A 20,077-nucleotide genomic window follows, 5' to 3' on the forward strand; every position below is an offset into this window, starting at 1 on the left:
GCAAAGAAGGATTTTCGTTTTTTATGCTATCCATACATGCGCGAATCCGTGTCTACCGTCGATTATGAAATACGTACCGACTCTTTGACGACACAAATTGGCTTGGCCGCCTCGCTTACAAAGGATGTTCCGGATGTATACCGAGATTTAATGGAATTGTTGCCGATGACTTATCATTTAAATGGTTCAGTCCGTGGGAAATTGGCCATTACCGACAATGATCTGAAACGTCTAAGTGCAATCTACGACCATTATGTCGTAGAAGTTAAAGAGCATATTGAGACATTCGTGCTTCCGCAAGGGTCAACCGCCGCCTGTGTTCTGCATACTTGCCGTAGTGAAGCCAAAAAGTCGGTCCGTGCTTTACACAAGGTTAGTTTAGAAAGAGAAATCCCTGAAATTCTCTTTGATTACGCCCATTTGCTTGCAAATGTTCTATTCGTGATGGCTGTCTACGTCAATAAGCAACATGGTATTGAGGAGATTGCTTTTATCAGTAAATCATACCCAACCAAACCAATGAAGAAGAAAACGGAGGAATAAATAATGAAGAGAAGCATACGATTTAGTTGGATTTCCACCTTGATACTTGCCCTTTTCCTTACCGGATGTGGAGTAACGGATGACCAGACGGCAAAGGAAAAGAAAGATACTAATAAGACAGAAGAAGTCAAAGCCTATACCGTTACCGATGATACTGGAAAGAAAATAAAATTTGATAAAGTTCCGGAAACAGTAGTTTCACTTCAACCAAGTAATACAGAAATTTTATTTAAACTAGGGCTGGGGGATAAGGTCGTTGGCGTGACCGACTTCGATAATTATCCAGAGGAAGCAAAAGATATTGAACATGTTTCCGACTCGGTGAATATCAATGCAGAGAAAATTATTTCCTTAAAACCAGATGCCGTTATTGCTTATACCATTGGTGATGAAACGACGCTGAAGCCACTTGAAGATGCTGGAATCCCAGTATTCATTATAAAATCCGCGACAAATTTTGATGATGTTTATGGAGATATTGGGCAAATCGCTGATGTCATGGGCGTTACTAAAAAAGGCGAAGAATTAGTGAAAGATATCCAAACCCAAATTACAAGTGTTGAAGAAAAAATTGAAACATTAGATGAAAAGGAAAAAACTTACTTTGAAATTAGTCCAGCTCCAGAAATCTATACAACAGGATCGGAAACCTTCCAACAAGAAATTCTAAAAACTGCAGGCATTGAAAACATCTTTGCCGACCAAAAAGGCTGGGTTAAGGTTTCAGATGAAGAAATTGTCAAACGAAACCCTAATGCTATCATTACAACTGCTACCTATGCAGATGATGCTGTTGATGAAATTAAATCCCGTAAAGGCTGGGAAGATATCAACGCTGTGAAAAATGATCAAGTCTATCTACTAGATGAAAATATTATGTCACGTCCTGGACCGAGGATTGGTGAAGCTGTAGAGCTCGCAGCAAAGACCGTTTATCCAGACTTATTTAAATAATGCGAAAGAAGGATGTTCCAAAGTTCTTGGGGCATCCTTTCCTTTTTCTGCCCTGCTTCTCTGAAGTCTCCTTCGCTACAACCACACACTCTTCAGGAGCAGCCACCCTCCATCGCTAATCCCTTATATTTCTCTTTTAAGGTCTCCCTTTGCAAATAACGAACCACCTGCTCTTCTTTCATCTTTATGCTAAAATGAATGCAATCTAATCATAAAAAATTCGAGGTAATGATCATGTATAAAAAATTCTTTATATGGGTCTTAGCAGTTGCCCTTCTTTTAGGGATTCTTAAAACCTTTCTAGATATGTAACAAAAAAAGCCCGATTCTGACTTTCTTCAGGAATCGGGCCATTTTTATTTTCGTTTCACTTCTTCATTCAGCTTCCCCATTTTCGGGATAAGTATAAAAAACAAACAAATAACAGCTAGTGCTAAAACGATACCGAGCAAAAGCGTCAAATCAATACTAACGGAAGACTCTGTTCCTTCATTGCTCCTCGTTCGAATGTTCACTTCTGAAAATAATCCCAGTTGTTCTGCTTTCGAAGCAATTGTATTATTGTTCTCCGTTACAGGAGAAAGGAACAGAGAGTCCTTCGTCGAGTCTAAAACATCATATTTCCCTCTTTCAAAAGTAAGATCCTTTTGTTCATCCGGCAGCCTTTGCTTCTGTTTCAATAATTCTTCCTCATGAAAATACTCCGTTTGAATATCAATATTCTTTTCATGATACTCATTCGGCTCCACTATGGGTTCCTCTTCTGCATGCCCATTGGTTGGCTGGCTAAAGAATAAAATTAACAAGGCTAGAAATAAATATTTATTCCGCTTCATAGGCCATTTCTCTTCTTTCTGTAAAACGTTTCATTAAATATGGAATGATTGACCCAATAAGCGTGAGTATGCTCAAGATAACAACAGCTGGTAGAAAGGCCAACTGACTATCGAATTGAATAGACATATATACATCTGCCACCGGATGGTCCACATTGAAATTAGGCATGATCAAATCTAGTAATGGGATGGTAAAGAAACTGATCAAGCCAATTACAAGGATAGCACCTACAAACGGCCCAATGGAGAAGGCTAGTCGAGTAAACGCTGAACAGAAGAATAAAAGTAGGACAGTGAAAACGGTCCATTTAATCGCCTGGATATCACCAAGCGGATATATCTTCAAACCATACATGCTGATTATCAAGCCAACTATCAGATTCAATAAAGTAAACAACGCCGCATGCACCATCATTGGAATTGTTGCATAATGATGCAGGAAGAAACCAATTAATAATCCCGAAATAAGTATGATTACCAACATGACGATTGGTGGAATCTTAACCTCTTCCTTTTGAAGTACTTCCCCGCTGATTTGAACAGGATTCGCTAAATATTCGTATACATACCCGTTCTGCTGATCATCAACGAGCGTGTTATTTAAGACACTATATACATCCGTCTTAATTTTTTCCGTTGATTCTACATTTTTGGACCAATTATTATTAAGCTGGTCCGCTCTTTCCTGAACCGACCCTACTTTCGTCTGCAGGTCAGCTGTATCATTCACAACAGTGTCCTGCCGTTCTGCTACAGAATTGACAAGTTCGGAAATGAAGCCGACAGTTGTTGCCGTATTGTCTTGAAGTGATACAAACATTTCACCATTAAGGCTTCCTGTAGGTTCATCCTCTATTTCGGGAACCTCAATATTTCCTGTCAAATTAGCAGACACTTCTTGAGCCCTCTCTGTAATAGCCGCCAATTCAGCTAATGTAGCTTCCTGCCCAGACTCGACGTTTGCATCATATTCATCTATATAACCCAAAATGGAGTCAGAGAACATCCCAAAGTTTTCATTAACTCCTGCTAAACTAGCTTTAACAAGTTTCGCTTCTTCATCGATGTTTCCAGAAACGCCTTCTTTTAAGTTCTCTAATTCTTTTATATTGGCGGCAAATACTTCATCTAAATTCGCTTCCGAAACTCTTTCTGCCAGTTCAGTATAAGATGAAAGTGAACCATAATAGGCGAGGAGGGCTGCTGAATCACGGTTCGTGATAGAATCATTAAAGAATTTCACTAACACCGCTCGTCTTTCTCCTCCTACTTTTTCAAGTAGGGCCTGTTCCAGATTGTTAATTTCAGTAATGGTCTCGTCGATGGTCATACTCTGGATGTTTTGTAACTTTTGGATATCCTCCTGTGATTTTTGCCATTGGTCACCTAAATCCTTATAATTCGTGCCCAGTTTATTATAATCATCCTGTAATTGTGTAAACTGTACTAACAAATTATTATATGAATCTACCAGTTGATTAAACTCCGTTACGACTTGATTATAATTTCCCGTTCTGCTGTTCACTGTTCCGCTAAGACTGTTGATTTCAGCTTGGAGGTCTGCTGTAAGAATGCTGATTTGTTCTGAAGCCCCTTCACTCCCCTCTGCCGGCACCAAACTTTCAAGTGCGGTGTTAATGCTATTAATTTGGTTTAGCAGTCCCTGAAGCGAGAGTTCATCTATTGGTTCCTTCTTTGAAGGAGCAGCATCTGATTCACCTTTTCCCGTTTCTGTTTCAATATCTTCTATCGGGGTAGTACCTTCTCCAATTACACCACCATCACCAGAACTACTTGCAAGATTTCTGCGTTGCTCTAACAAGGTAGCCTGAAGGGTATCGAGACCCGCTTCTTCTGATTGTTTAAATTGTTCAATTGAGCTTTGTTGATCTCCTGTAATTTTCGTGATTTGTTCTACTTGTTTGTCTTTCACATTGGTAGAAAACTCTTCCAATTCATCATTACTAGTCTTAAGTTTCTCCTGCATAACCTCAACATTCTCATTAATGCCTTGGTCATTTAGACTGTATTTCGTATTCATCCCCTTCTGAATCTCTGGTACCGTCTGGGCTCCCTCATTCATCGCCGTATCATACGCTTGAATACTCTCTTTTATAAGTTGTTGATTTTGGGTGGATGCCTGCATAAAAAGATTACTCTGAGCTTTTTGATATTCCTCAAATGATACAACATCCTCCAAGAAGGAAGCCATTTGAGCTTTTGTGTTTCCTATTTCACCTAATGTTTCATTAGTCGTTTTCCCAGCATCCTTGGTTTGGGAAAAAACTCCTTCAAGCATATCCTTATGTTGTTTAATTTCCCCAGCAAGGCTTTCCGAGCTTGGGGTATAAAATTCGTACATCGTGTTTTGAAAAGTAATTTCTTTCGCAAGGACATTATCGAACTTCTTGCGGATGTCCTCGACCGATTGGGAAACATAGCTCCAATACTGTGTGGATATATGTTTATTTATTTTGTTCTTTGTCTTCTCTAATTCCTTTTGCACTTTTTCCATATTTTCCGCATTCAAGCTCGTTTGGACTTTATACTTAATACCAGCTTTGACTGGCTGTTCATCATCAAACGTGTAAATATTCTTTGAAAAATCGGAAGGGAAATAAATAACGGCATCATATTTTTTATTTGCAAGGCCGCTCTCCGCTGTACTTCTGTTGACCACATACCAATCATATTCTGAATCCTTGTCCAAGGTAGTCACAAGCTCTGAACCGACATAAATTGGATTTTTGTTATACTCCGTACCATCATCTTCATTGACAATAGCTATTTCACGAGAAGCCGTTTCTGTTTTTTTCATTGGATTTTGTCCAATATAAGAGAAAAACAGGATTGGTAAAGCCAAGATTATCAATATTTTACCGATTAATAGCATCGGTCTTATTTTTTCAGACACTGTCTTGCACACTCCTTCTTTATTCACTTAGTGGAATTTGAACTTTACTTTCCCTTCCATTCAGCACAAAGTAACCGTAACCAGGCTGAATTTCATCTTCTTTTCTAGAATAGGAGAGCGTATACAAGCTTTGCTCTGATTTTTTCAGAAGCAAGACAGCCTGTCTGATTTGTTTCAATTCGGTCGTCAACGAATCATACCCCTTGGTGAAGTCGTTGGCGTTGCCAGCCACAATTAGACAAAAGCCGAGATGACTGTACTGTTTCATAAAACCACTCAACCTGTCCTGGATTCTGCTGTCAATCGTTTGTTGAATCCTTGAAATGCTATCTATGACAAAAATAATAGATGGGAATTCAAGCTGTTTCATTGGTTTCCGTTCCAAAGCTGCTAGATATTGGCGTTCACGATCCTCAAAGATTTCATTGATATGATCGAGCCAATCAGTTATTTGATCTTTTGTCTCTACATAACGTACCTTCTCCTTGGCAGCATATGGAGAGAGACCACGATCAACTCCGTCAAATAAACCAATTTCCCCAACAGACTGAGTCAGCAACGATTCTAAGAGTACTTTAAGGACATTTGTTTTCCCTTTACGCGACTGTCCGATGACTAGCAGGAATGGATTCGAATTCAAATCCACACAAACAGGCGTGACGCTTTCCTCTGAAAGCCCAATTGGAATGGAATCCTTCTGTATTACTTGTGGGTAGTATGCCTTGAAGCTGGCCAAATCTAGACGTGTTGGCAGCATTGGAATAGCCGGTGGCTTTTCTAGTTCCTTGTATTTATCCTTATGCTCAGCCACAACATGTTTCATTTTTTCCAAAACGGCTATATCATCATCGCCGTCGGCTGGTAAATAGACCTGCATCAAATATGTTTGGTCTTTTTTTACCAACGCCCGCCCCGGTACTGGCTCATTTTCATAAGGTGTTCTACCCAAGACTGAATATTGTTCAGAACTGTCCATTAAATAATGGACGATCTTCGTTTTTAAACTGTTCATTAATGGCTGGCGGATGGCATTGATTCTCGTCGCCGTCAAAATCATGAATATCCCAAGTGATTGTCCATCACGCGCAAACTGAATGAACTGCGCTTCCTGATCATGCATTTCATCCTTCACTAAGTCAAAATTGTCAACTATGATATAAATAATCGGCAATTTTTCCTCTGTTAACGTGTTATAAAGTTTTATATTACTAAGCTCTCTTTCTGAAAAAAGCTGTTTCCTTCTTTCCAATTCCGCCTTCATAAATAACATGAATTTTTCAGTTTTCCTCATCTCATCAAACCGGAAGTAATCTCCTGTATGAGGCAACTGTCGCAGCGGGAGTAAAGCACTGTTTCCAAAATCAAAAATGTAATAATGAAGTTCTTCAGGGTTGAACTGATCTGCAAAACTAAAGAGAAGCGTCAAAATAGTGGTTGACTTTCCGTATCCGGAAGAGCCAAAAATCCCAATATTTCCATCCTCAATCCAGTTATAGATGTAATTTGTCTGACTCTGCAATTCAGGCTCATCTTTCATCCCTAGATGGAACTGATTTTTCGTAAGGCCTCTTTCGTCATTTCTCGATAGACGCTCCATTAGCGGCGGAAGCCACGGACTTGCCAACTTCTCAATCTTCATTTCTTCCTGCGTCTTTACAATTTCATCCGCAACGGCTTCAATTTCACTAATCTTTTCTTTCCTCTTATTAGTAATGTGTTCTGCTACATTTGAGATTTGAACAAGGCCAAGGTCTGTGACGAAAGCCACTTCATCCTCAGATCCAACGGTATCCTCTAAATAAGGGGCTCCGCTCCAAGCTGACTGAAACAGTTCGTACACCTCATTATTTCCTACCTGCAAATATCCCCGACCGGTGACGGTAATATTTGCTGCATCGCTATTTTTCAAAATTTCCTTACTATCATTGGCATCCTGCACCTTTAAGGAAATTTTAAAACGGGCATTACTCCAAATCTGGTTATCAATGACACCGCCCGGCTTTTGGGTAGCCAAGATTAAGTGAACACCTAAGCTCCGTCCAATTCGTGCCGTACTAACTAATTCACGGATGAAATCAGGTTCTTCGTTTTTTAGTTCGGCAAACTCATCTGATATTAAAAATAAATGCGGCAGCGGCTCATCTGCTTTCCCTTCTTTATATAAATACGTGTAATCGTTGATATGATTGACCTCGTACCGGTCAAACAGGCGCTGGCGTTTCTTCAACTCGCTATTGATTGAGGCAAGCGCCCGGGCACTGAAGTTTTTGCTTCCTTCAATATTTGTGATAACCCCAAGTAAATGAGGAATCTGCTTAAAGGGCTGTGCCATCCCCCCACCTTTATAGTCAATAAGCAAAAACGCAACTTCATGGGGATGATAGTGAACGGCTAACGACAGGATATAGGTCTGCAGTAATTCACTTTTCCCTGAACCAGTTGTCCCAGCTACCAAACCATGAGGCCCATGTGCCTTTTCATGTAAGTTCAATTCGACCCTATCAGTTTTTCCTTTTAATCCAATTGGCACCGCCAAAGATTTGGAGGATTGATTGGTCAGCCAGTTTTGACTGATAGGCAACTCTCCCACCTCTCGCGCTTTCAGCAATTCTAGGAATGATACCGTTTCTGGAATCGAATTGTTCATGCCTTTTTGATGATCAAGCGACCTAAGCAAGCGGGCATAACGCTCATTTCCTTCTTTTGTATGCTTATCGAGGGTAAAAGGAGTATGAACCGCCTTCGTTTGCTGAATGAGAATCTCACCGTCACGATCATTTATATACTTCACAAGCGTATGGACATTCTCTGTCAAACTCTCTTTTGCATCCGCAGCAAAAATCGTTGAAATACCTAAATGGTCTGCTTTACCTTCTAAATATTCTAGAATGACATGCTCAGAAATTAAAGTTCGATCCGTGACAATAAAAACAAAATGAGGAGTAAACCTTACTTTCCCTTTGTTCTCATCCAAATCTCTTTCCCTAAGAAGCTGATAAATCGAAGACAAAAGCTGGTCACGTGATTGCTCATTATAAATAAAGCCTTTGGCATATGCATGTGGCAGTTGAAAATGAGGGAGCCATTTCATCCATTCCCATTCTCGGTAATCCTGTTCCGGGAAAATCGCCACAAATCGAACATCATGATAGCTGTGAAAGAAAGCCAGTTGGCCAATCAGCTGTTGCAGCTCCCGTTTGACAATGGATTCCTTTCCTACAAGGCCCATAGAGCCGCTTGATAAATCAATGGTTAACGGAAGGTCATCCAGGTTTTTGTAAATATCCACAAGTTCCTGAGACTGCTCAAGTAAATCATCTATATCCCGATTTGACATATCGTTGCTATTTACCGCCACCTCATAACTCGATGGTATCGTCGCCGTCCCAATCTTAAAGTGGAGGGAGTCTTCACTTTCTAATGTCCGCTCCCAAATTCGGTGGCTAATGTTATCAGTTAGACGCTTCATTTTTTCAAAAGAAGGATAATGATAGAGCAACACTTTCTTTTGCTGTTCAGAAAGCTCTTGTAACTCTTCTCTCTTTTGCTCCAGATAGCGTGTATACACACGTTGACGTTTTTCAGCTCTGAACTTTTGCTTCTTTTTGTCTTTAAAATATTGCACCGTCGAGGTAACTAAAGTTGTTGTGAACATCACAATCGATATGATGATGAAAATTCCCCTTGGCTGAATAAGTGTGATGACCCCCATGACAATCAGCATCATTAACGGAGGCATAAGAATTAGCCATAACCCTCGATTATTATCTTCCGATTCTTGGCTTGGAAATGATATCGTCACTTTCTCATCCGGCAATTCATAGATCATCCTTGGTGTCCGTCGATACTGTGGATAGCTTTTCTTCATTTCGGAGATTGGTTGCAATATTTTAGATAAGGATGTTTCATAACTATCCGCACTATTAATCATCAATAAGTCGCCTTCAAGTAACCTCAGCACCATATTTGGCCAGCAAATCAAATCGCCATTTTGAATAGCAACCGTATTATTTACTTTTTCGCCATTCAGAAAAAGACGTCCATCATTTGGTATGAGCAGCCACTGCCCTTGACGAAGGACAATGGAAAAGGCATTTTCAGAATCCAATCCTTCTTTACGGATAGTCGCTCCCGCTTTGGCTGATAAAGAAATTTCTTTCGAATTGCCAATATAATAGAGGCTTTCTTCCAATTCCCCTGCCACGTAAAATATCTCAACTGCTTCTAAACCCTCATGGAAAGTAAAAGACTGGAACGGCTTTACATCCCCAATCTTTTTGTCTCCTCTATAAACCTCATATTCATCAAGCTCTTCATGTTTCCTCAGCTCAATATGGCCTTGGTCGAAAGGAATAGAGTAAACGGTAATCGTGTCCTGATGTGATGATCCAATTGTGATTGGACCAGCATGAATATCCTTGATTGTATAGGATTGGTATGTATCCTTAAAATAAATCCATAATAAACTCATTAAATCTCACCCCCGCAAAAGGCCTGTAAACGCTCACTCTTTGCTTTTCTCTTTTTCTTTTTCTTCAGATGATTTTTCCGATGATTCCTTACTTTCTTCTTTTCCTTCTGAGGCAGGCTCTTTTTTCTCTCCCTCTGTTACAGTCGGTTTAGCTTCTGGTTCCACTACATTTTGCTGGTCCTGATTTTTCTGTTCCTCGACCTCCTTCATTTGCTTATCCAATTCCTTTTTTTCTTTTTCATATTGTGTCAGCTCATTATCGACTTCTTTAATTCGCGACTCTCTTTCTTCTCCAGAAAGTTTATCGTCTAACTTAATTTCTTCTTTCTGGTTGACCAAACCGTACATAATCAATTCGCGATCCTCCATGATTCTCGCCAAATCGATCGCATCCTCGGTCATGCCCCTGCCTATATAAATCCAATATAAGAGATACTGACTATCAGTCTGCAAAGTGATTGCATTTTCCACATTTTTCCTTGCAACTCCCTTCAACGGTTCATAAGTGACGTAGGACTTCGCCAGTTCATATTGAACGACATACGGCATACTTTTCGGATTGTAATTTTCCAAGCGGTCAATGACTTCACTGTATTTTTGTTTTAAAAAACTTTCCCCGCTTTCCACATATGCTTCCTGCCTTGGGTGGGAAAAGAATAATGTGTAAATCGTAAAGAACAGCAGCGGAACTATAGCAATCACAGTTCCCCAAAGTGTATAACGTTCTATTTTCCACTTTTTCTCAGGGATATGAACAAATGTTTTTTCTTCGCTCTCTAAAGCATCTATCTGACTTTGAATAAGCAAACCCAGTTCATCCCAAGTCTCTGCTGTTACTATACTCTGTGATTCCTTCGATAGTTTAAGGGTTTTATAGTAAAGCAGATACTGTTCAAATGTATACTGCCCATCCACAAGTGTTGCGATTGTTGCCTTTGTTTCTTGAAATAACTGATCTTGAATTTCCTCATAAGGAGGTAGACTGTCTTTTACTCCATAATGGAGAAAATAAGGGGCCAAACTTGGGTCAAACACTATATTTTCTGGACAGACTACTAGTTGCAAACGCGTTAATTCATGATTTCTAATTTTCTTTACAATCTGATAGGACGATAACCATCGTCCTATCAGATTTTTATTATTTGCCTTAGAAAAAGCAAAAAAAGAGGCTGGTAGAATTACCCTTACCTGCACCTCGTCCTCTGTTACGTCAATATGTTTCTGGAGAGCATCATCCACCTCATGAATTAGCTGTAATTCCAATGGGTTCTGCATCAATAGTTTAGCTCGTTGGAAAACAAACACATACCCATTATCATCCTTCTTCATTACAGCTTCTGTTCGTTTCTCCAAATATGATGATTTATTCTCATCCATTCTATGTACTCCTTTACCCCTGCTAAAGGGCTTTAGACTTTTTTCCTATATCCAGTCCACACTTAACCACACTATAGGATCTCTAGCCGGTCTCCTGTCGTAATTCCACTATCAAGTAATGTGTCATACCCGGAACAAACGAACTCTTTATTCTGGACTCGTACCCAATACCCTTCCTTTGGTGTACAAGCTATATTTTTTACCTGCCAGACAATCTCCACAACTTTCTTGATTGAACGGTAATTCGACACTTGCAAGTCAAATACTTCACCCGTATACCTTTTTAAATCAATTGTTAATTGAATATAAATGGAAATCACCTCTTTTAAAGCAAAAAAACACCACGATCTTCTTTTAGAATCGCGGCGCTTTTTCCTAAAAACTTCTTATCTCTTTTACTTTCTAATTATCCGCGAATTTGACTAGCAATCTGATTATCTGTATCTTCAAGGATTTGAGCTGATCTATCCAATTGTTGAGAAACTTCATTTAGCAAACGAGCCATATCCATGAATGAAGGTTTTAATTCTTCGTATTGACCTACAAAAGCCTCACTTGAAGACCCTTCCCAAATACCAGTTAAATGGTCCCTCATTTTATCTAAACGACCAATGATATCCGTTACCTGTTGGCTCTCATTATCATATTGTCTAGCTACATCTTTCAGTTCTGAAGGTGTTACGCGAATTTGTGACATAGTAAAACTCCTCCTTTAATCTAATTTAGTTACATTCTAATGTAACCATACAATTTCTGCCATATAAATAAGTAAAAACTCGAAAAATGGTAAATTATGATTAGATAAAAAATCCTGAATATACCATTATAAAAAGTCTAAATACCTGTTTTTTTTAGCAAACCCGTTTTGGATATTTTACATTTTAATAAGTATAAAAACTTTATGCCCACGAATATGTGACTGTTATGGAAAATATATTTCCTTTCCCCATAAAATAGTGACTTTAGACTTTCACTAATCCTTCCAATTATATTAATCAAACGATTGATTAAATTTTAAAAAACAAAAAAGGCAATATCGTTTAAGTGTTTTTCCTAAAGAGATTGTAGTATTAAGTTGGACTCCACCCGCGCTATTAAAAATACTGTGCGTTACCTGTAATCAACATGAAAACATTTCAGGAAGAAAATCGAAAAAGGACATCCAAATGAAAGGATGCCCTTTTACCAGCAAATATAATGCTGGTTTATTACCTATAGCCGTCGATTAATACGATCCTTAGGTGAATATGAAACGTTAAAACCGCTAACCTTGAAAAGTATCAAACGGAGCATATCTCTTAACTAGTTATCCCCATGCAGAGTAATCGATATTCTTTTAAGTTCAAAGCTAGAGCCTCACATCATGAGTCCATGTCCTTATATAACTCGTTCCAAGAAATGTTTCACAAATCGATCTGCATCTACTTTTGTACAGACGCGAATCCTTGCCACACCTTCATGTTGACCGATTGTTCTACCTGTCTCTTCTCCTTCAGTCACAACCTTGACGTTCATCCATTCTGTAGTCACAAAACTTGGATCAATCACAACCCCAACTGCGAGTGGATCATGAAGAGCACAACCTCCAATACCTGGATTGAAAGTTTCATAAGACTTCATATAAAATTCGGTCATTTCTGCAAAGAATTGGGCAGTCCCTTTTCCAGTCGAACGCCATTCATCAAGCTTTGATCTTAGTAAAAACGTTTGATGTGTTACATCAAGTCCCACAACGGTGACTGGCATCCCTGAGGAAAACAAATAATCAGCTGATTCAGGATCAGATACGATATTGGCTTCAGCGTACGGCGTTACATTGCCTGGTACTTTTACTGCACCACCCATTATCACTACCTCTTTAACAAGTGAAATAATTTCAGGTGCTTTTTTAATGGCCAAAGCGATGTTAGTTAACGGTCCAACTGCAATAATCGTTATTTCATGAGGGCGACTTTTCACCTGATTGATTATAAAATCGATTGCATTTCCCGGTGATGCTTGAATAGTTGGTTCATTCTTAAGTGTATTTCCTAAACCGTCTTCTCCATGAACATGCTTTGGATACTTTTTCTTCATTCCACGTACCAATGTTTGATTGGCTCCTTTATAAACAGGAATATTCTTTTCTACCTTTTCCAAAACTGCCAGCGTATTACGAGTCGATTCATCTACGGACACGTTACCAAAGCAAGTTGTAAAGCCTAGCACGTCCAATTCAGGAGAGTTTAATGCGTATGCCATCGCTAAGGCATCATCAACCCCAGTATCAACATCAAATATTATTGGTTTCATATATTTTCCCACTTTCTTTTTAAACGGATTACGATGATAGTACCGTTGACCAAATTCCTTATACAAACACTGGATCTTTAATGAACTGACTAACGATACAGTTACTTTGGAAGCACCCAAGTGGTTGGCTACATCTACATCCGTTACATCCCATTTTTTCTTATGTATTAGAGAAACCGGTTTTCCAACTAAATTTTAGCATTCAATTAAAGGTTATTCTACGGAAAGTTTAAGAATATTTATAATAGACAATTAAAAAGAAAAACAGTAATCCCCACAATTTAGCAGTAAATACATGAAAGAAATGATCCAAATAGTAAAACCTTGTTGGGTGATCCAGTTGGTGAACCTCACCTTGCCGGTTTTCATCTGATTTCTTAAAATATTCAAAGATATTTACTTAAATGTATTCTTGACTAGTAAATACTTATATTGGATTATTAATTCAAGGATATTTATTTAAATTCAATATCCGTGATTTCATTTTTAAAATAGGCCAAATAGTTGAAGACTAAATTGATAATATGAGGTTACCAGTATAAAGAAAGTTGTTAGATTCTAATTAGTAAATGGATATTCAAGGTGGAAAAAAGATGAAGATGTTAAAGTTAATTGAAGATTATCCTTCTACGTACAAAAAGGGAACAAAGTTCTTTATTATTTCCGATTCAAAGTTCATAGGAGTGAAAAGCTATGTATTACTTTCCGAAGATTTGCGAGGCAAAATCGTGGTATCTGAAGAGGAATTGAAAAATAAATTTGTTTCTATTAATTAGGATTCGTTTATTCTTTTTCTCTTTATACACTTCCCTTTAGCCAGCAATCCTTAGTGCATGTAATTATTAAAGGTTTAACTCTTTTAATTCAACATTTTAGGCTCATATAAGTTATTGTAAAATTTCCTCCCTAAAACATTTTCATCACAAAAAAACGAGGAATTTTCATGTGCGAAAACCCCTCGTTTTTTCTTATTTCAAATCTTCAATTGAATCAATATCGACATAATCTGGTACGACCAGACCATTTTTTGTTCCTTTTAGATTTGGTCCAAGGTCAACCATGTCAGCTTTATACTTATTATAGTATTCAATATGTGTACCTGGAAGCCATGCAGCTACCATTGCATCCGCACTTCCGTTTGCAACGCCAGCAAACATTGGTCCCACTTCAACTTGACTTAATGTTACATCATAACCATTCTTCTCTAGAACCTTGCCAATCACATTTGTACTGGCAATTTCCGTGTCCCATGCAACATAGACAAGTTTGATTTTTTCGCCATTTCCTGATTTAGCACCTTTGGTCCATTCGGATACTTTGTCCTGATTTTCGCTTATCCATTTTTCTGCTGCTTCTGAAGGAGACATTCCTTCAGTAACTTTGACCATTACATCTTCCATATCTTTAGTATCCCAGAAGAATTGATCAAGAATTTTATAAGCGCCGGGGGCATCTTGCTCGAGGCCTTTTCTGGCAATCGAATTGATATTTTCAGCCCCGCCAAAGGATTCATTCGGATCTTCGAGATATTTCAAGTCATATTTCGAGAACATCCAATGCGGTGACCATCCTGTAACGACGATTGGTTCTTTTTTATCAATCGCTTTTTTCAATTCAGCAACCATTGCCGCCGAAGACCCTTCAACCAACTTCCAATCATCCAGCTTATAATCATCTATAGCCGTTTTAGTCAACTTCATCAATCCTGCTCCAGGTTCAATTCCGATGATTTCATAATTGGCTTTGGCAGCAAAACTATTTTTATCCCCTTTTACAGCCGTATCTTTTGTAAAAGCACTGAATAGTGCAGTACCCACAACTAGTAAGGCCAGTATTGTAAAAATGATTTTCCTGTTAACGATATGTTCGTAAGCTGGTTTACGAAGGTTTTGCGTGATACGATCGAGTATGATTGCAATGATTACGATGGATAATCCTGCTTCAAATCCTTGTCCCACATTAATTTGGCTGACAGCCCGGTAAACATCCGCTCCAAGTCCAGGTGCTCCAACTAATGAAGCTGTAACAACCATGGATAGAGCTAACATGATACTTTGGTTAACGCCTGCCATAATCGTTGGAGTTGCCAATGGTATTTGTACCTTGAATAACTTTTGGCTGCTGGTTGAACCAAAAGCATCCGATGCTTCAATCAAATCATTAGGCACTTCCTGAATACCAAGATTGGTCATACGGATTGTCGGTGCGATTGCGAAAATGAATGACGCAATGATCCCTGGCACTACTCCTATTCCAAAGAACAATATGGATGGAATCAAATAAACGAATGCAGGCATCGTTTGCATGAAATCCAATATCGGGGTAACGATCTTTCGCACTGTTTTATTTTGGGCACACCATATTCCGATAGGTATCCCTATCAGAATGGTTAGGAAACCTGACAATATTACGATAGCCAGTGTTTGGATACTTGATTCCCAATAACCAAGATTATCGATTAATAGTAAGCTGATGAATGTAAATATTCCTAATGGCCATTTGCTTGTATAGGTAACCAAAAGGGTTAAAATAATAATTAACACGATGGAAGGTCCTACACTCATTACATCCACCAGGATATCCAATAGACCCTCAATCACATTCGTAATAAGTGTAAATAATCCAGCAAATACAATAGTTATCCAATCCACTAAAGAATCGACCCAAGCTCCCAGTGGGATTTTCGGAATATTCATTGAATTATTCACTCTCCATTTCATTCAAGGAATCTTTATTACCTGCTAAGGCGCCAATTACGGCCCCGCGAAGAAGAATTCCTTTAATTCTATTCTCATCATCAATGACTGATATTGGCAGACTTGAAGTTGCCATCACATCCATAAGGTTTCCAAGCAATTCATCCTCTTTAACAGTTGGGATATCAGTTGTCATTACTTCAGAAATCGATTGGTTATTGCTCATTGCTTGACGAGCCTGTTCAGCAGTCACGGCCCCCAATAACTTCTTCTTTCTATCCACAACAAAAATGCTGGAATACCCTTGTTTACGCATGATTTCCAGTGCAACCCTCGGACCTCTGTCTACCGCGATCTTCTCCGGCCGTATCATCACGTGAGAGGCTGTAAGTACCTTTGATAGATCAACATCTTCAACGAACTTCTCGACAAATTCATTGGCTGGATTCATCATGATTTGTTCAGGCGTTCCCAATTGAATCACACTTCCATCTTTCATTAGAGCAATTCTATCCCCAATTCTTAATGCTTCATCAAGATCATGGGTAATGAAAATGATCGTTTTTTTGTACTGATCTTGGATTTCCAGCAATTCATCCTGCATATCTTTACGTATTAATGGATCAAGAGCACTGAAGGCTTCATCCATCAATAGAATATCAGTATCGCTTGCGAGTGCCCGAGCTAACCCAACCCTTTGTTGCATTCCGCCACTAAGCTGTGATGGAAGCTGATTTTCGTAGCCTTTTAATCCAACGGCTTCAAGAGCCTTCATCGCTTTTTCTTGACGTTTTGTTGGATCTACTTTTTGAATTTCGAGCCCAAACTCAGCGTTTTCCAATATCGTTTTATGCGGAAATAAAGCAAAGTTCTGAAAGACCATGCTTATTTTCTTTTGCCTGACTTCTCTTAATCGGGCCGCGTTCATCTTCACGATATCTTCATTCCCAATTAAGATTTCTCCAATTGTTGGATCAATCAAACGATTAAACATGCGGATTAAAGTTGACTTCCCACTTCCGGACAGCCCCATAATGACAAAAATTTCACCAGGGTAAATTTCAAAATTGACATTATTAACACCGACTGTTTGTCCTGTTTCTTTCAATATTTCTTTCTTTGTTTTACCCTGCATCAATAAATCTGTCGCTGCTTTTGGAGATTTGCCAAATATTTTCGAGACATTTCTGACTTCTACATACGGCTCCATCGAGTCACCTCATTCTAATATTTGCCCATATGATATTCAGTTTTGCTGAATTCCCCCGTTTTATGCGAGTAATCAATATAAAAACAAAAGTACCTTGAAATAAATGAAAATGGCTATAAACGATACGTCCTATATTTTTCTCTGTCCCGTATCAGTTTTTTTTAATAAAAGCGGACTTGACGCAGTTTAATGATCGCCAGCTTGTACTAGACACAAAGTACGAAAAAATAATTTATAATTCCCATAAGTATATTGCTTGAAACAAATATGTGTGATTAATTGAGCATTTCAAGTAGGGAAAAGAGGTGTAATCCCATCTGGGGAAACTAGCAGGCACAGCATATACCAACTGAAATATAAATGATTTTCACTTAGAGTTTTCTTTGGTCCAATCAATGGACTAAACATCTAACCCCTGAAGTACTTCATAACCTAAACAAAGGAGGAAGTGACGCTTTCACTTAACACAAAGCGCATAGGAAAAAAATTTTATATTCCCATAAGTAATTCAATATGTGTCTAATTAATTGAGCATTTCAAGTAGGGAAAAGAGGTACAATTATAACTGAGGAAACTAGCAGACACAGCATATACCAACTGAAATATAAATGGTTTTTCACTTAGAGTTTTCTTTAGTCTTTGCACTTGACTAAACATATAACCCATGAAGTACTTAATTACCTTAACAAAGAATGAATAGAAATTCAAATGACGTGGGGCGGAAAACTAGAGTATGCATGTTAGAATGGTGCCCCATATAAAAGGGCCACCTACCCTCTGTAAACCCTTATCTATCAACGGTTCAAGCCGTTACCGAAATGTCAAAAGTAATTTCCAGCAAACTTTTTTAAAAAAATGAAATTGTCCCACAATCGATGGGTACGCTTTGCGGTCACTGTTAAATAAATCTAGTGGGTATTGAGAGGGTCTTTAGAGGTGCACAATGGACCTCATCCGCCTATGTGTCTCCAGAACAACTACTTGCCTACACTCCTTCGTCTAGTCATAAAGAAGAGGCGGCTAAGGTAGACTCAAGGTCGAAAAGAAAAAACGAAACAAATAATAATGAAGTGAAGCAGTTATTTCTGTGCGTGTAATATGGAAGATGAAGCAAGAGTTTTGAAGCTAAAGAGCGCACAGGCAAAAAAAAAACGAACTTACACTTTTAGAAGTTCGTTTTTACTTTTTATGAAGAAACAGATACTTCTATATTAATAGCATTGAATACATTTGTAACACGTGCACCTTTTAACTCAATCCCTTTTCTCTTGGCTGCTTCTTCAATACAAATAGTGACTCCTTTAGCGGTAGCTGTTTCACGCCCTTGTGATCCGCCTAGTACAATAAGTTATTTAAACGAATAAAACCCTAAAGCTAAAACAGATAAATAAGTTAGAACCGTATCCTATTCAATATGATACGGTTCTAACTTTAAAATTTGTCTAATGGCAAGCGCAGTCAATGAAAAGAAGGGCAATTATGTTGTGGATACTGGCACTTTTTGCAGAATTCCACCTTCTACGATCACTTTTCCACTTTTAAGAACAGTATCAACTAGATTTACTGCATAGTTATACTGTAACGTTTGGTAATTTGGTGCATCAAATAAAACAAGATCTGCCTTTTTTCCTACTTCGATACTTCCGATTTGATCAGCTCTTCCAATTGCATGAGCTGCATTAATCGTACAAGCCGTTAAAACTTCTGCTGGTGTCATTTTCATCGTCAAACATGCTAAGTTCATGACAAATGGTAATGACTCAGTAGGAGATGATCCTGGATTGCGATCTGTCGAAAGAGCAACAGGTACACCGGATTCGATCATTTTTCTTGCATCTGCAGGCTTTTCCATAAGAAAGAAAGCAGTTCCTGGTAATAAGACAGCAATCACTCCACTTTCAGCCATTTGCTTAATTCCTTCAGTAGAAGCTTGTAATAAGTGATCTGCTGAAACAGCTCCTACCTTTGCTGCAAGTTCAGCCCCACCAAATTGGACAATTTCATCAGCGTGTATTTTAGGCTTTAATCCGAAGTTCTTTCCTGCCTCAAGAATTCGCTCCGACTGCTCTATCGTAAAGACTCCTTCTTCACAAAAAACATCACAAAACTCAGCTAGGTTTTCTTCGGCAACCTTTGGAATCATTTCTTCGATCACAAGACGCACAAACTCATCTGGGTTTTCCTTATAGTCAACCGGAATAGCATGAGCTCCCATAAAAGTAGAAACAAGGTCAATTGGATGCTGCTCGTTCAGCCTTTTCGTTGCTCGAAGCTGTTTCAATTCATCTTCAAGTGTCAATCCATACCCACTTTTAGATTCAACAGTCGTAACACCATATTGTAAAAAACGATTCAACCGTTTCAACGATTCTTCAATTAATTGTTCTTCGGATGCTTCTCTTGTACTTGTTGTGGTCTGAAGGATACCTCCACCAGCTTTTAAAATATCAATATACTTCGCTCCGTTTAACCGCATTTCTAGTTCTTTTTCACGGCTTCCAGCAAATACAAGATGTGTATGGGGATCGATCAACCCCGGGGTTAGGACTTTCCCCGAGGCGTCAATCGTTGATACTTTTCCATCTATAGTTGAAATATATTGTTCAGCTTCGACATCTGACCCAACAAACGTAATCGTTCCACCTTCTATAATAACGCTACCATTTTCAATGATACCGATGTCTGACATGGCTTGGCCACGCTTTGGTTCCTTACTGCCACCCTTAACCGTCACCACTTGCGATGCACGTTTAATATACGTAATTGATTTCACGATGCTTTCAC

Annotated in this window: 13 protein-coding genes and 1 pseudogene; 3 read left to right on the forward strand and 11 right to left on the reverse strand. The window is 38.7% G+C overall.

The window, feature by feature from the left end:
- The first annotated feature begins 36 nt into the window (after positions 1-36).
- Positions 37-543, forward strand: a complete 507-nt coding sequence (locus AKG34_RS25170) for a cobalamin adenosyltransferase family protein (protein WP_236695049.1) — start codon at positions 37-39, stop codon at positions 541-543.
- Positions 544-546: 3 nt separating this feature from the next.
- Positions 547-1,497 (forward strand): ABC transporter substrate-binding protein, encoded by a 951-nt coding sequence (locus tag AKG34_RS25175; RefSeq protein WP_053348906.1) that lies wholly within the window; start codon positions 547-549, stop codon positions 1,495-1,497.
- Positions 1,498-1,853: 356 nt separating this feature from the next.
- Here the strand turns inward: AKG34_RS25175 and essA are convergent, their stop codons facing one another.
- From essA to AKG34_RS25210, 7 genes are all read right to left on the reverse strand, one after another.
- Positions 1,854-2,333 carry a type VII secretion protein EssA gene (gene essA / locus AKG34_RS25180; protein WP_053348907.1) on the reverse strand — a complete coding sequence of 160 codons (480 nt, stop codon included), beginning with the start codon at positions 2,331-2,333 and terminating at the stop codon, positions 1,854-1,856.
- A complete protein-coding gene (gene esaA / locus AKG34_RS25185; RefSeq protein WP_053348908.1) occupies positions 2,320-5,247 on the reverse strand; it encodes a type VII secretion protein EsaA in 2,928 nt (975 codons plus the stop codon). The genes essA and esaA overlap by 14 nt, the downstream gene beginning before the upstream one ends.
- A 19-nt stretch (positions 5,248-5,266) precedes the next feature.
- The gene (gene essC, locus AKG34_RS25190; RefSeq protein WP_053348909.1) at positions 5,267-9,718 is read right to left on the reverse strand and encodes a type VII secretion protein EssC; all 4,452 of its coding nucleotides are present in this window, start codon (positions 9,716-9,718) and stop codon (positions 5,267-5,269) included.
- A gap of 33 nt (positions 9,719-9,751) precedes the next feature.
- Positions 9,752-11,095: a type VII secretion protein EssB gene (gene essB / locus AKG34_RS25195; protein ID WP_053348910.1), complete on the reverse strand. Its 1,344-nt coding sequence runs from the start codon at positions 11,093-11,095 to the stop codon at positions 9,752-9,754.
- A 71-nt stretch (positions 11,096-11,166) separates the two neighbouring features.
- Positions 11,167-11,406: an ESX secretion system protein YukD gene (locus AKG34_RS25200; protein ID WP_053348965.1), complete on the reverse strand. Its 240-nt coding sequence runs from the start codon at positions 11,404-11,406 to the stop codon at positions 11,167-11,169.
- 95 nt (positions 11,407-11,501) lie between these two features.
- Complete coding sequence (locus AKG34_RS25205; protein WP_053348911.1) at positions 11,502-11,792, reverse strand: WXG100 family type VII secretion target; 291 nt, start codon at positions 11,790-11,792, stop codon at positions 11,502-11,504.
- A 680-nt stretch (positions 11,793-12,472) separates the two neighbouring features.
- The gene (locus AKG34_RS25210; RefSeq protein WP_053348912.1) at positions 12,473-13,387 is read right to left on the reverse strand and encodes a nucleoside hydrolase; all 915 of its coding nucleotides are present in this window, start codon (positions 13,385-13,387) and stop codon (positions 12,473-12,475) included.
- A 593-nt stretch (positions 13,388-13,980) separates the two neighbouring features.
- Between AKG34_RS25210 and AKG34_RS28435 the strand changes: the two genes are divergently transcribed.
- Positions 13,981-14,163, forward strand: coding sequence for a hypothetical protein (locus AKG34_RS28435; protein WP_053348913.1), 183 nt, complete (start codon positions 13,981-13,983; stop codon positions 14,161-14,163).
- A gap of 192 nt (positions 14,164-14,355) precedes the next feature.
- Here the strand turns inward: AKG34_RS28435 and AKG34_RS29505 are convergent, their stop codons facing one another.
- The 4 genes and pseudogenes from AKG34_RS29505 to hutI all read right to left on the reverse strand — a co-directional run bounded on the left by AKG34_RS29505 (position 14,356) and on the right by hutI (position 20,069).
- Positions 14,356-16,083 carry a glycine betaine ABC transporter substrate-binding protein gene (locus AKG34_RS29505; RefSeq protein WP_053348914.1) on the reverse strand — a complete coding sequence of 576 codons (1,728 nt, stop codon included), beginning with the start codon at positions 16,081-16,083 and terminating at the stop codon, positions 14,356-14,358.
- A 4-nt stretch (positions 16,084-16,087) separates the two neighbouring features.
- The gene (locus tag AKG34_RS25225) at positions 16,088-17,293 is read right to left on the reverse strand and encodes a quaternary amine ABC transporter ATP-binding protein (protein WP_053348915.1); all 1,206 of its coding nucleotides are present in this window, start codon (positions 17,291-17,293) and stop codon (positions 16,088-16,090) included.
- 1,234 nt (positions 17,294-18,527) lie between these two features.
- Positions 18,528-18,638: pseudogene (locus AKG34_RS27785) on the reverse strand (hypothetical protein); the annotation flags it as partial.
- 132 nt (positions 18,639-18,770) lie between these two features.
- Positions 18,771-20,069 (reverse strand): imidazolonepropionase, encoded by a 1,299-nt coding sequence (gene hutI, locus AKG34_RS25230; protein ID WP_152952414.1) that lies wholly within the window; start codon positions 20,067-20,069, stop codon positions 18,771-18,773.
- Positions 20,070-20,077: the final 8 nt, after the last annotated feature.

This window comes from Peribacillus butanolivorans, from assembly GCF_001273755.1.
GTDB lineage: Bacteria > Bacillota > Bacilli > Bacillales > DSM-1321 > Peribacillus > Peribacillus butanolivorans.